The sequence below is a fragment of the Mycolicibacterium moriokaense genome, assembly GCF_010726085.1.
Taxonomy (GTDB): domain Bacteria; phylum Actinomycetota; class Actinomycetes; order Mycobacteriales; family Mycobacteriaceae; genus Mycobacterium; species Mycobacterium moriokaense.
In genome coordinates, this window is the sequence record NZ_AP022560.1 from 2615765 (window position 1) to 2627945 (window position 12181).

12 protein-coding genes are annotated in these 12181 nt (G+C 64.9%); 8 read left to right on the forward strand and 4 right to left on the reverse strand.

Features of this window, described 5'->3' with window-relative positions; all coding sequences use genetic code 11:
* Positions 1-9: 9 nt before the first annotated feature.
* Positions 10-402 carry a limonene-1,2-epoxide hydrolase family protein gene (locus tag G6N43_RS12820; protein ID WP_083150179.1) on the reverse strand — a complete coding sequence of 131 codons (393 nt, stop codon included), beginning with the start codon at positions 400-402 and terminating at the stop codon, positions 10-12.
* A 502-nt stretch (positions 403-904) separates the two neighbouring features.
* Between G6N43_RS12820 and G6N43_RS12825 the strand changes: the two genes are divergently transcribed.
* The 8 genes from G6N43_RS12825 to G6N43_RS12860 are packed head-to-tail and all read left to right on the forward strand — an operon-like array spanning position 905 to position 10230.
* Entirely contained in the window at positions 905-1690 is a 786-nt protein-coding gene (locus G6N43_RS12825) for an MlaE family ABC transporter permease (RefSeq protein WP_110810316.1), read from the forward strand.
* Positions 1691-1744: 54 nt separating this feature from the next.
* Entirely contained in the window at positions 1745-2554 is an 810-nt protein-coding gene (locus tag G6N43_RS12830; protein WP_083150178.1) for an ABC transporter permease, read from the forward strand.
* 4 nt (positions 2555-2558) lie between these two features.
* The gene (locus tag G6N43_RS12835; protein WP_083150177.1) at positions 2559-3926 is read left to right on the forward strand and encodes an MCE family protein; all 1368 of its coding nucleotides are present in this window, start codon (positions 2559-2561) and stop codon (positions 3924-3926) included.
* Positions 3927-3971: 45 nt separating this feature from the next.
* Positions 3972-4997 carry a virulence factor Mce family protein gene (locus G6N43_RS12840; protein WP_179968002.1) on the forward strand — a complete coding sequence of 342 codons (1026 nt, stop codon included), beginning with the start codon at positions 3972-3974 and terminating at the stop codon, positions 4995-4997.
* Positions 4994-6310 carry a virulence factor Mce family protein gene (locus G6N43_RS12845; protein ID WP_083150250.1) on the forward strand — a complete coding sequence of 439 codons (1317 nt, stop codon included), beginning with the start codon at positions 4994-4996 and terminating at the stop codon, positions 6308-6310. The genes G6N43_RS12840 and G6N43_RS12845 overlap by 4 nt, the downstream gene beginning before the upstream one ends.
* An 11-nt stretch (positions 6311-6321) precedes the next feature.
* Entirely contained in the window at positions 6322-7611 is a 1290-nt protein-coding gene (locus G6N43_RS12850) for a virulence factor Mce family protein (RefSeq protein WP_110810327.1), read from the forward strand.
* Between the two features lie 38 nt (positions 7612-7649).
* Positions 7650-8765 (forward strand): virulence factor Mce family protein, encoded by a 1116-nt coding sequence (locus G6N43_RS12855; protein WP_083150175.1) that lies wholly within the window; start codon positions 7650-7652, stop codon positions 8763-8765.
* A gap of 1 nt (position 8766) precedes the next feature.
* The gene (locus G6N43_RS12860) at positions 8767-10230 is read left to right on the forward strand and encodes an MCE family protein (protein ID WP_083150174.1); all 1464 of its coding nucleotides are present in this window, start codon (positions 8767-8769) and stop codon (positions 10228-10230) included.
* On the opposite strand, the gene G6N43_RS12865 is transcribed toward G6N43_RS12860, so the two are convergent.
* The 3 genes from G6N43_RS12865 to G6N43_RS12875 are packed head-to-tail and all read right to left on the reverse strand — an operon-like array spanning position 10231 to position 12061.
* Positions 10231-10425 carry a ferredoxin gene (locus G6N43_RS12865; RefSeq protein WP_083150173.1) on the reverse strand — a complete coding sequence of 65 codons (195 nt, stop codon included), beginning with the start codon at positions 10423-10425 and terminating at the stop codon, positions 10231-10233. It lies immediately after the preceding gene.
* Entirely contained in the window at positions 10422-10829 is a 408-nt protein-coding gene (locus G6N43_RS12870; RefSeq protein ID WP_083150172.1) for a nuclear transport factor 2 family protein, read from the reverse strand. The genes G6N43_RS12865 and G6N43_RS12870 overlap by 4 nt, the downstream gene beginning before the upstream one ends.
* Positions 10826-12061, reverse strand: a complete 1236-nt coding sequence (locus tag G6N43_RS12875) for a cytochrome P450 (protein ID WP_083150171.1) — start codon at positions 12059-12061, stop codon at positions 10826-10828. Before G6N43_RS12875 ends, G6N43_RS12870 begins: the two co-directional genes overlap by 4 nt.
* Positions 12062-12181: the final 120 nt, after the last annotated feature.

Below are 12181 nucleotides of genomic sequence, written 5' to 3' on the forward strand. Positions count from 1 at the left end.
TCGAGCGCTCTACAGCTTGAATCCGCTTTGGCGTTCGAAGTCCGCGAGGTCGAAATAGTCGGAGAAGCGGGTGATTTGATCGTTCTTGACGACGAACACGCCGGTGACCGGCAGCACGACCTTCCTGCCGTCATTCATCGTGAAGTAGTCGACGCGCTCGGCGTGCACCAGACCGGGTTCGGCCGCAAGCGTGATGATGTCGAGCTTGGCTTCGGCGAACGCGTCGAGGAAGGCCTGGAAGATCGCGCGGATGCCTGCGATGCCTTCGATCGGCTTGACGGGCACGTTGTGGTAGACGGCGTCGTCGGCGAAGGCACCGCAAATGGTGTCGAGGTCGCGGCCCTCCCACGATCCGAGGAAATCGCGGACGAGTTTCTCGCTGGCCTGCTTGGTGGAGATCATGGCGTGCCTCCTCGGTGTCGATATGAGGCGGCTTTGCGCTCAGCACCTCGACTGTGACGTATCAAACAGTACTATCAAGATACATCTTCAAGCACAAGTATCGATTTTCATCGTGATATGCCTGCTTATGTTGTACAGATAAGCGTATTAACTATGGACATAGGTGGCCAGGGCCGCGTACCCTCTCGGTTGTCACCGACCGACTTCGACCTGTCCGGATGGCCTATATGAGCTGCTCCACTCGTCGTCGCGCCGTCGCACCCATGTGGTCCGCGCAGGCGCCGCCATTCGCGGTGGCAGCATCTCCGAGCATTCCGCAGCAAACGGTAGGAAGGCCTCCGTACGGCGGTCTATGCCTCGTACGGGAGAGACTTATACCTCTTTCTGGAAGCAGCAACCGCCCCGCCGGGGTCGATAGCGTTCCGCCTATGCCGTCCGGCGATGACGACTTCCCGCAAAGGCGCCTGGTCCCGACGACCCGTCGTCGGCAGGCAACAGCGCGATGGGCGCGAACATGGTGATCTCAACGCAAACGGCGACGAAACCGGTCCGGGCGGTCGGCGGGTTCTTCGCCATGGCGCTCGACACTTTCGTGTTGATGTTCAAGCCGCCGTTCGCGTGGCGCGAATACCTGGCGCAGTGCTGGTTCGTCGCACGGGTGTCGACGCTGCCGGCAGTGCTGATGACGATTCCGTGGGCGGTGATATCGGGGTTTCTCTTCAACGTCCTGTTGGCCGACATCGGTGCCGCCGATTTCTCCGGGACCGGTGCGGCGATATTCACGGTGTCCCAAAGCGGCCCGATCGTGACGGTGTTGGTGGTCGCCGGCGCGGGTGCGACGGCCATGTGCGCCGACCTGGGTGCGCGGACCATACGCGAGGAACTCGACGCGCTGAGGGTGATGGGCATCAACCCGATTCAGGCGCTGGTGGTTCCGCGCGTGCTCGCGGCCACCACGGTGTCACTGGCGTTGAGCTCGGTCGTGATCATGACGGGTCTGGTCGGCGCGTTCATCTGCTCGGTGTACCTGATGGACGTTTCGGCAGGTGCGTGGGTGGCGGGACTCACGACGCTGACTCACATGGCCGACGTGATCATCTCGATGATCAAGGCGACCCTGTTCGGGTTGATGGCGGGATTGATCGCCTGCTACCAAGGCATTTCGGTGGGTGGCGGTTCCGCAGGTGTGGGCCGGGCGGTGAACGAAACGGTGGTGTTCGCCTTCCTCGTCTTGTTCCTGATCAACATCATCGTCACCGCGGTCGGCGTCCCCTTCATGGTGTCGTGAGGTGGTGTGGTGACGTTGAGTGTTCCCAGCGGGCTCTATCCCCGGTTGCAGCGGATGAGGAATGCCGTTGTGTCCGGCTGGGATCAGGTCGGTGCGCAGACGCGGTTCTATGCCACCACAGTGGCCGGGATTCCCGATGCCGTCATCAACTACCGCAGCGAGCTGTTGCGGGTCGTCGCCCAGATGGGCTTGGGCAGCGGGGCTCTCGCGGTGATCGGCGGAACTGTTGTGATCGTCGCCTTCCTGACGATGACCACCGGCGCGATCGTCGCTGTGCAGGGCTACAACCAGTTGGCGTCGGTGGGTGTGGAGGCACTGACGGGGTTCGCGTCGGCGTTCTTCAACACCCGTGAGATCCAACCGGGAACGGTGATGGTGGCGCTGGCCGCCACCGTCGGCGCCGGCAGCACAGCCCAATTGGGGGCGATGCGGATCAACGAGGAGATCGATGCGCTGGAGGCCATCGGGATTCGCAGTGTGAGCTATCTGGCGTCCACCCGGGTGCTGGCCGGGGTGATCGTGGCGATTCCGTTGTTCTGCATCGGGCTGATGACCGCGTATTGGGCCGCCCGCATCGGCACCACCGCCATCTACGGCCAGGGTTCGGGTGTCTACGACCACTATTTCTATACCTATCTGAGCCCCTCCGACGTCCTGTGGTCACTGGGCGAAGTGGCCGCGGTTGCGTTGATGATCATGTTGCTGTGCACCTACTACGGCTACACCGCACGCGGTGGGCCCGCGGGGGTGGGTGAAGCCGTCGGCCGGGCCGTGCGCGCCTCGATGGTGATCGCGTCGGTCCTGATCCTGGTCATGACGCTGGCCATCTACGGCAAATCCGGCGACTTCCACTTGGCCGGCTAGTCGCATGAAGCGCAGGGCAGGGACCTACCGCATCGCCACCGGTTGGTGGACGGTGATCTTGTTGGTGGCGATCGTCTCGTTTCTGGCCGTGACCGCGGCGTCGTTCGATGAGACGTTCCGCTCCTATGTGCCTGTGACGCTGACATCGGATCGCGCCGGATTGGTGATGGAGACCAACTCCGATGTGATGATGCGTGGTGTCCGGGTCGGTCGAGTCAGCGAAATCGGCGGTGGGACAGACAAAGCCAGCCTGAAGCTGGAGATCGATCCGGAGCAGATCCGCTACATCCCCGCCAATGTGGAAGCTCAGATCAGTGCGACGACCGCGTTCGGCACCAAGTTCGTCGAGTTGGTGTCTCCGCCGAATCCGAGCCCCAGGCGACTGGCGGCCGGTGCGGTGCTGCATTCGAGGAACGTCAGCACAGAGATCAACACCGTCTTCGAGAACGTCGTCGAGCTGCTCAAGCTCGTCGACCCGCTGAAGCTCAACGCCGTGCTGACAGCCGTCGCCGAGGGTGTACGCGGGCAGGGACCCCGGATGGGCCAAGCCGCAACGGATCTCAACGAGGTACTGAAGGCGCTGAACGCGCGCGCCGACACCATGGCGCAGAACTGGCGCTCGCTGAAGGACTTCACCGATACATATGACGCCGCCGCCGAGGACATCGTGTCGATCCTCGACGCCGTCAGCACCACCAGCACAACCATCACCGAGCACGCGAGCGAGCTGGACGGATTGCTGCTGAACGTGACCGGACTGTCGACGGCCGGCACGAACCTGCTGGCCACGAGCAAGGACAATCTCATCCGGGCGGTCAACGTCCTCGAGCCGACGACGAACCTGCTGCTGCAACACAATCCGGTCTACACGTGCTTTCTGAAGGGCACCACGTGGTATCTGGAAAACGGTGGCTATGCGGCGTGGGGCGGCGATGGCCGCACGCTTACGCTCGACGTCGCACTGCTGCTTGGTAACGATCCCTACGCGTTTCCGAACAACCTGCCGATCGTCGCCGCCAAGGGCGGGCCCGGCGGAACACCCGGGTGCGGGTCGCTTCCGGACGCGACCAAGAACTTCCCGGTGCGCCAGCTGATCACCAACACCGGTTGGGGGACCGGGCTGGACATCCGGCCGAATCCCGGTATCGGGCATCCGTGTTGGGCGAACTACTTCCCGGTGACCCGCGCCGTGCCGGAGCCACCCAGCATTCGTCAGTGCCTTCCGGGCCCGGCGATCGGACCGGTTCCTTATCCCGGGGCACCTCCCTATGGTGCGCCGCTGTACGGGCCCGGCGGGGTGCCGTTGTGGCCGGGGGTGCCCCCGGCCCCGCCGCCTGCGCCACTCGATCACAACGGGCAGGGCCCACCGTGATCGCCGTGGCTTTGGCGACCGTCGGACTCGGGGAGGGGAGGTGCTGTGGCTGACTTCAGGCGGACCATTTGGCGGCTGGGCATCTTCCTGACCGTGTGCGCGTTCGTTGCGTTCCTGACGCTGGCGGTCTTCGGGCAGTTCCGCTTCGGTGCAGGCAACACCTACTACGCCGAGTTCACCAACGTCTCCAACCTGAGGAAGGGCACGATCGTGCGGATCGCCGGGGTGGAGGTCGGCAAGGTGGAGAACATCTCCATCAACCCCGATGCGACTGTGCGCGTGCAGTTCTTCGCCGACAAATCGGTCGTGCTGACGCGAGGCAGCAGGGCCGTGATCCGATACGACAACTTGTTCGGCGACCGGTATCTGGCACTGGAGGAAGGCACCGGAGGAGTCGAGAGGTTGAGTCCCGGACAGACGATTCCACTGACCAACACCCAACCCGCGCTGGATCTGGACGCGGTGATCGGCGGCTTCAAACCGCTGTTCCGGGCGTTGAACCCGGAGCAGGTCAACGACCTCACGCAGCAGCTGATCGAGGCGTTCGAGGGGCAGGGGCCCGCGATCGGGACCTTCCTGCAACAGGCCGCGGTGGTGACGAACACCTTGGCCGACCGCGATCTGCTGATCGGACAGGTCATCGACAACCTCAACGTAGTGCTGGGCACGCTCGGCGGGCAGAGCGAACGGCTGGACAAAGCCGTGACATCGCTTTCTGAGTTGATCGGCGGACTGAACGCACGCAGGACCGAGATCGTCAACGCTGTGGCGTACACCAAGGCCGCCACCGAATCGCTCGCCGACCTGTTGGCTCAGGCGCGGGAACCGTTCAAAGAGGTTGTCGCACAGACTGATCGGGTGGCCCAGATAGCCGTGGACGACCACGATTATCTCGACAACCTGCTCAATACCCTGCCCGACAGATACCAGGCGTTGGTGCGGCAGGGGATGTATGGCGACTACTTCAGCTTCTACCTGTGCGATGTCGTGCTGAAGCTCAATGGAAAGGGCGGTCAGCCGGTGTACGTGAAGGTGGCCGGGCAGAGCACGGGGCGGTGCGCGCCCAAGTGAAGTCATTCTCCGAGCGCAGTCCCCTGGCCATCGGCGCCGCGGGCATCGTGACCGTCGCCGTCATGGTGGTGGGCGCGCTGCAGTATCAGAACCTGCCGTTCCTCAACTCGGGCAGGCAGTACTCGGCGTATTTCGCCGATGCCGGCGGGCTGAACACCGGTGCCGGCGTTGAGGTCTCCGGCTTCGTGGTGGGCAACGTGTCGTCCATCGAACTCGACGAGACCGGTGTGCTCGTCAAGTTCACGATCGACTCCGATGTGCGTCTGGGTGACCGCACCGAGGCCGCGATCAAGACGAAGAGCTTGTTGGGCGCCAAGATCGTCGACGTGACACCGCGCGGGAGCGGAGCACTCGACGGCCCCATTCCGCTCGACCGCACGGCGTCGCCGTACCAGCTGCCCGACGCTCTCGGTGACCTGGCCACGACGATCAGCGGACTGAACACCGACCAGCTGTCGGACTCGCTGGCCACCCTGGCGAAAACCTTTTCGGGGACCCCGCCTGCGCTGCAGGACGCGGTGGCGGGCGTGGCGCGGTTCGCGCAGGTCCTCGACACCCGCGATGCCCAGCTGCGCAAGCTGCTGGACAACGCGGCCCAGGCGACGGGGGTGCTGGCCAAACGCACCGACCACATCGTGAGTCTGGTGAAGGAAACCAATCAGCTACTGGCGGCACTGCGGACGCAAAGTGCTGCGCTGGACCAGATTTGGGCCAACATCTCGGCGGTGTCGCGTCAGCTGAACGGGTTCATTGCCGAGAACCGCGAGCAGCTGAAGCCCGCACTGGACAAGCTCAACGATGTGCTGGCGATCGTCGATGACCGCAAGGAGCGTGTGCAGCAGTCCATCAAGTTGATCAACACCTACGTCATGTCACTCGGTGAATCGCTGTCCTCCGGCCCGTTCTTCAAAGCCTATGTGGTCAACCTGTTTCCGGGTCAGTTCGTGCAACCCTTCGTCGACGCGGCGTTCTCGGATCTCGGGCTGGATCCGGCCACGTTGCTGCCCTCAGAGCTGACCGATCCGCAGACCGGTCAACCGGGGACGCCTGGGATGCCGACGCCGTATCCGCGCACCGGTCAGGGTGGGGAGCCGAGGCTGTATCTGCCCGACGCGATCACCGGTAAACCCGGGGATCCGCGCTATCCCTACCGTGAACCGCCTCCGGCGCCGCCGCCAGGCGGCCCGCCTCCTGGACCGCCCGCGGCGCCGCCGCCCGGGATGGCGTCGGTGCCCGAACCGGTTCCGTCATCGATATTCATGCCTGCACCGGGTGAGGCGCCCCCCGTCGCGCAAACGGAAGGCCGCCCATGAATTCGCAGCAGATGAGGTCCCGGCGCACCGCCCGTGTCGTCGTGGCGGCTCTGCTGATCCCGGTGTTGGGTGCGGGTCTGATCGCCGCGGCACGCATGCCCGCGCGCATCGCGCGCACGACCGTCGTCGCCTACTTCGAAAACAGCACAGGGTTGTTCGCGGGTGACCACATCCTCATCCGGGGCGTGCCCGTCGGCAAGATCGAGGCGATCGAACCAGAGCCCGAGCGCGCCAAGGTCACGTTCTGGTTCGACAGCAAGTACAAGGTGCCCGCCGATGCCAAGGCGGTGATCCTGGCGCCACAGTTGGTGACCGGCCGGACGATCCAGCTCACCCCGCCCTACACCGGTGGGCCGACGATGGCCGACGGTGCGGTGATCCCGAAGGACCGCACTGCGGTACCCGTCGAATGGGACGACCTACGCGTTCAACTCGAACGGCTGACCGAACTGCTCAAGCCCACCTCGCCCGGAGAGGTGAGCACGCTGGGTGCGCTGATCAACACCGCCGCCGACAATCTGCGCGGGCAGGGTCCCACCATTCGCGACACGATCATCAAACTGTCGCAGGCGGTTTCGATCCTCGGCGACCACAGCGACGACATCTTCGCCACCTTCAAGAACCTCTCGACGCTGGTATCGGCGCTGAGTGACAGCGCCGATCTGCTCGAAGCGCTCAACCACAACCTGGCCGCCGTGAGCTCGCTGCTCGCCGACGACCCGGACAAGGTCGGTCGCGCAGTCGAGGACCTCAACGCGGTCGTGGCCCACGTGAAGGACTTCGCCGCCGACAACACCGAGGCCATCGGCACGGCATCGGGCAAGATGGCCTCGGTCACCCAGGCGCTGGTCGACAGCATCGACGACATCAAGCAGACGCTGCACATCGCCCCCACGGTGCTGCAGAACTACAACAACATCTACGAGCCCGCCAACGGCTCATTGACCGGTGCGCTGGCCATCAACAACTTCGCGAACCCGATCTCGTTCCTGTGCGGCGCAATTCAGGCCGCGTCGCGGCTGAACGCCGAACAGTCGGCGAAGTTGTGTGTGCAATACCTGGCGCCCATCGTGAAGAACCGCCAGTACAACTTCCCGCCGTTGGGGGAGAACCTGTTCGTCGGCACGCAGACCCGCCCGAACGAAGTCACCTACAGCGAGCCCTGGATGCGACCGGACTTCGTGCCGCCGGCCGCCCCACCGCCGCCGGGTGCCCCGTTGGCCGCCGAAGCATCGCCGGTGCCCACGGACCCGAACGACGGTCTGCGAGGCATGATGGTGCCTGCGGGAGGTGCCCCGTGAGCCGACGGCGCTGGCAGCGTGTCGCTGCCAACCTGGCGATGGTCCTGATCATGGCTGCGCTGGCCGGGTGCGACTGGCGCGGACTTAACTCCCTCCCGCTGCCCGGCACGCAGGGCACCGGCCCGGGGTCGTTCCTCATCCAGGCACAATTACCCGACGTCAACAACATCGAACCCAACTCGCGGGTGCGCGTCGGAGACGTCACCGTCGGGCACGTCACCAAGGTCGAGCGCCAGGGCTGGCATGCGTTGCTGACCATGCGGCTCAACGGTGATGTCGACCTGCCCGCCAACGCGACCGCCAAGATCGGCACCACCAGCCTGCTGGGATCTCTGCACATCGAGCTCGCGCCACCGACGACTGAAACGCCGAAAGGCAAGCTGCACAACGGATCACTTATCCCGCTGTCGCAGGGCGGCGCCTACCCGAGCACGGAGCAGACGCTGGCGGCGCTGTCGATGGTGCTCAACGGCGGCGGATTGGGCCAGGTGCAGGACATCACCGAGGCATTCTCCACCGCGTTCCGGGGCCGCGAACAGGATGTGCGGAGCCTGATCACGCAGCTGAACGAGTTCACCGCCCACCTGAACGACCAGACCGGCGACATCATCGCCGCCACCGACAGTCTCAACCGCCTTGTCGGGAAATTCAGTGCCCAGCAACCGGTTCTGGACAGGGCGCTCGCCACCGTCCCCGACGCGCTGGAGGTGCTCAACAGAGAACGCGACAATTTGGTGCAGGCCGCCGATCAGCTCAGCAAGTTCAGCGCACTGACCGTGGACACGGTGAACCAGACGAAGGAAAACCTGGTGAAGGAACTGCGGCAGGTCGGTCCGGTGCTGGACTCGCTGGCCAACGCCGGCCCCAGTTTGACGCGATCCCTGAGTCTGCTTGCCACCTTCCCCTTTCCGAACGAGACCTTCGAGAACTTCCAACGCGGTGACTATGCCAATCTGACCGCCGTCGTCGACCTGACGCTCAGCCGCATCGACCAAGGAATCTTCACCGGCACGCGATGGGAGTGCGATCTGACGTGGCTCGAACTGCAGTGGGGCAGAACGATCGGTCAGTTCCCCAGCCCCTGCATGTCCGGCGGACCGAACACCCCCGGCAATCCGCTGGCGATTCCCTACCGATGGGATCAGGGGCCCTAGCGTGCATTTGAACCGACGGACCTGGATCCAGCTGACAATCTTCACGGTCGTGGCGCTCACCGCGGTCGGGATGATCGTGCTGCACTTCATCAACCTGCCCGCGATGATGTTCGGCGTCGGCCGGTACACCGTGACGATGGAACTGCCGAAATCCGGTGGGCTGTACGAATCCGGCAACGTCACCTATCGCGGGACCAAAGTCGGCCGGGTCGAGGCGGTGCGGTTGACCGATACCGGCGTCGAGGCGGTGCTGTCGCTGCAGTCCGGCATCGACATCCCGTCCGACCTCAAGGCCGAGGTGCACAGTCAGTCGGCGGTCGGCGAATCCTATGTCCTGTTGTTGCCCCGCAACGGCACGTCGCCGCCGTTGAAGAACGGTGACGTGATCCCGCTGGCCGACACGTCGGTGCCGCCGGACGTCAACGCTCTGCTCGCCGCTGCGAACACCGGCCTGCTGGCCATACCCCGCGACAACCTCAAGACCGTGATCGACGAGTCCTACACGGCGGTCGGCGGGCTTGGGCCGGAGCTGTCGCGCGTCGTCCAAGGCGCATCAACGCTGGCCATCGACGCGCGCCGGAATCTCGATCCGTTGACCACGCTGATCGACAAGGCCGATCCGGTGCTGGATTCGCAGACCAACACCTCGGATGCGATCCAGACGTGGGCAGCGCAGGTGGCCAGGGTGACCACCGAATTGCAGACCCACGACGAGGCCGTCGCCAGGGTCATCGACGAAGGCGGGCCGGCGGCCGCGCAGGCGCGCCAACTGATCGAGCGGGTACAGCCCACCCTGCCGATACTGATGGCCAATCTCGTCAGCGTCGGGCAGGTCGCGCTCACCTACCAGAACGACATCGAGCAGCTGCTCGTGGTGTTCCCGCAAGCCATCGCCGCGGGACAGGCAGGCATCATCGCCAACCTCAACACCAAACAGGACTACAAGGGCCAGTACCTGAGCTTCAACCTGAACCTCAATCTGCCGCCGCCGTGCACCACCGGGTTTCTGCCTGCGCAGCAACAGCGCGTGGCGTCGTTCGAGGACTATCCGCAGCGCCCGCCCGGCGATCTCTACTGCCGGATTCCGCAGGACTCGCAGTTCAACGTGCGCGGTGCCCGAAACATCCCGTGCGAGACGGTGCCGGGTAAACGTGCGGCCACGGTCAAGTTGTGCGAGAGCGACGAGGTATACGTGCCGCTCAACGAGGGGTTCAACTGGAAGGGCGATCCGAACGCCACGCTGTCGGGTCAGGCGGTCCCGCAGTTGCCGCCCGCGCCGCCCGCGGCACCGGCCCCCGCCGTGCCGTCGCTGATGCCGCCCCCGATCGCCGCGGCCGAATACGACCCTGCGACAGGGAGTTTCATCGGACCTGACGGACGGCGGTACACCCAAACGGATCTCGCTGCGGGTGCGCAGAACGACAAGACATGGCAGACGATGCTGCTGCCGCCGACCGGGAACTGATCAGTCAGAAACGATGCGAAGCGCGCCGGACGGGCACATCCGGACCGCGTTACGGACGACCTTCTCCTCGCCGGCCGCGACATGATCTGAGGCGAGTACCACGATGCCGTCGGCGTCCTGATCGAACGTCGCGCCAGCCGTCATCACGCAAACGCCTGCGGCCATGCAGATTTCACGGTCACCCGCGATTCTCATCGAGAGAACGCCTGCAGGGTCAGCGCCGAGTTCATGAAGTCGCGGAAGTACAGCCAGCGTCCGGCGCGCAGCGTGATGATGTGCGCGAACTCCGACTCCCATTCGTAGCCGTTGTCGAGACGCCGGAATCGCTGGTAACCCCACGTCGCCAGGTCGTCGCCCTGGGCGATGAACTTCCAGGCCTCCATCTCGGTGATGGCGATCGACTCGCCGACCCGCGTGAAGAACTTCACCGCCTCGTCGAAACCCCGGTAGTCACCCGCGTACGGAATCCCCTCGGTCCCGTAGTAAGTGATCCGCACCTCGGGATCGAGGAGATCCAGAGCGGTTTGGAGATCACCGGCGGGCACCGCGGCGTAGATGGCCTTCGTCGTCGCGATGTTGGTCGCTTCGTCGGGAGTCATGAAAGGTGAAGGGGGAGACGAACATAGGCATGGGTGAGCAGACTCGCCGTCTGCTTGGTGCCGGGGTCGTCGGTCAGCGCGATCGTCTGATACCGATCGAGCACCGCGTTGATCACCGCCACGACCTCGAGGCGGGCGAGTGATGCACCCAGGCAGAAGTGCAGGCCGTGCCCCATCGACAGCTGCTGGCGGATGTTGGGCCGGTCGATGTCGAGCTTGCCGGGATCCTCGAACACGTCGGGATCTCGATTGGCCGAGCCGAAGAACAGTGCGACCCAGTCGCCCTTGCGGATCAACTTGCCGCCGACCTCGACGTCGCGGGTGGCGATGCGAAACAGGCGCTGCGGCGGCCCGTCGACCCGCATCGCCTCTTCGACGAAGACGTTCACCAGTGTGCGGTCGTCACGCAGCCGCGCGGTGATCTCGGGTTCGCGCGCCATCGCATGCAACAGATTGCCGATGAGGAACGTGGTGGTCTCGCTGCCTGCCACCACCAGCGTCACGCAGAAGCGCACGATCTCCTCAGGGGTGAGGCGCTGCCCGTCGACGGCGGCCCGCAGCAGCGCCGAGATGAGGTCTTCGGCGTCCTCGACATCGTCGTTGGGGGTGCGCTCCGCCAACCGGGCCGTGTGCTCGGCCAGCCGGGTGGCGAACGTCGCCACCATCTCCTCATTGCTCGCGATGCGTTCCTCCGGGGTGAGCGACGACGACAGCATGAACGCGTTCGCCCAGCGCCGGAAGCGGACGTGATCGCCGTCGGGCAATCCGAGCAGCCGCACCATCGCACGGGTCGGGATTTCGGCGGCGAACTCCATCACCTCGACATCGCCCTCACCCAGGTCGTCGAGCAGTTGCGGCACCAGTTCGTCCAGCCAGCCCTCGAGGCGCTTGACGCGGCGCGGCGAGAAGGCCTGGCTGACCAGCTTTCGTTCGACTTCGTGCTTGGGTGGGTCGGTGTTGACCAGCATGAGGCTCGGCGCCGACGACGCCTCCTGCAGGGGATCGCGTGACGAGAACGTCGCGCTGTCGCGTGCCGCCTCGAAGACCTGGTCGTAGCGGAACAACGCCCACGCGGTGACCGGTTCGTCGGCTCCGGGGATCGTGCCAGGTGGCCAGTCACGGTAGCCCGCGACCGGCGAGAGCGCCCGGAGCTGGTCGTACAGCGGATACGGATTGGCGATGCCCGCAGGTGTGGTGAGCAGCTCGAGGGCCGAAACGGTCGTTGATGACATGGCAAATAGCCTGTGCCAGCGACCTGGGCAAATCGATCCCCCGTTGGGGAGGACTCGTACCCCCGTACGAGGCTAATTGCCCGATCCGACCGCAGCCGCGCATCGTTGAGAGGACAGTCA

Coding starts and splice junctions, on each gene's coding strand:
- G6N43_RS12820 (WP_083150179.1), bottom strand. CDS start 402: ATGATCTCCACCAAGCAGGCCAGCGAGAAACTCGTCCGCGATTTCCTC.
- G6N43_RS12825 (WP_110810316.1), top strand. CDS start 905: ATGGGCGCGAACATGGTGATCTCAACGCAAACGGCGACGAAACCGGTC.
- G6N43_RS12830 (WP_083150178.1), top strand. CDS start 1,745: ATGAGGAATGCCGTTGTGTCCGGCTGGGATCAGGTCGGTGCGCAGACG.
- G6N43_RS12835 (WP_083150177.1), top strand. CDS start 2,559: ATGAAGCGCAGGGCAGGGACCTACCGCATCGCCACCGGTTGGTGGACG.
- G6N43_RS12850 (WP_110810327.1), top strand. CDS start 6,322: ATGAGGTCCCGGCGCACCGCCCGTGTCGTCGTGGCGGCTCTGCTGATC.
- G6N43_RS12855 (WP_083150175.1), top strand. CDS start 7,650: ATGGTCCTGATCATGGCTGCGCTGGCCGGGTGCGACTGGCGCGGACTT.
- G6N43_RS12865 (WP_083150173.1), bottom strand. CDS start 10,425: ATGAGAATCGCGGGTGACCGTGAAATCTGCATGGCCGCAGGCGTTTGC.
- G6N43_RS12870 (WP_083150172.1), bottom strand. CDS start 10,829: ATGACTCCCGACGAAGCGACCAACATCGCGACGACGAAGGCCATCTAC.
- G6N43_RS12875 (WP_083150171.1), bottom strand. CDS start 12,061: ATGTCATCAACGACCGTTTCGGCCCTCGAGCTGCTCACCACACCTGCG.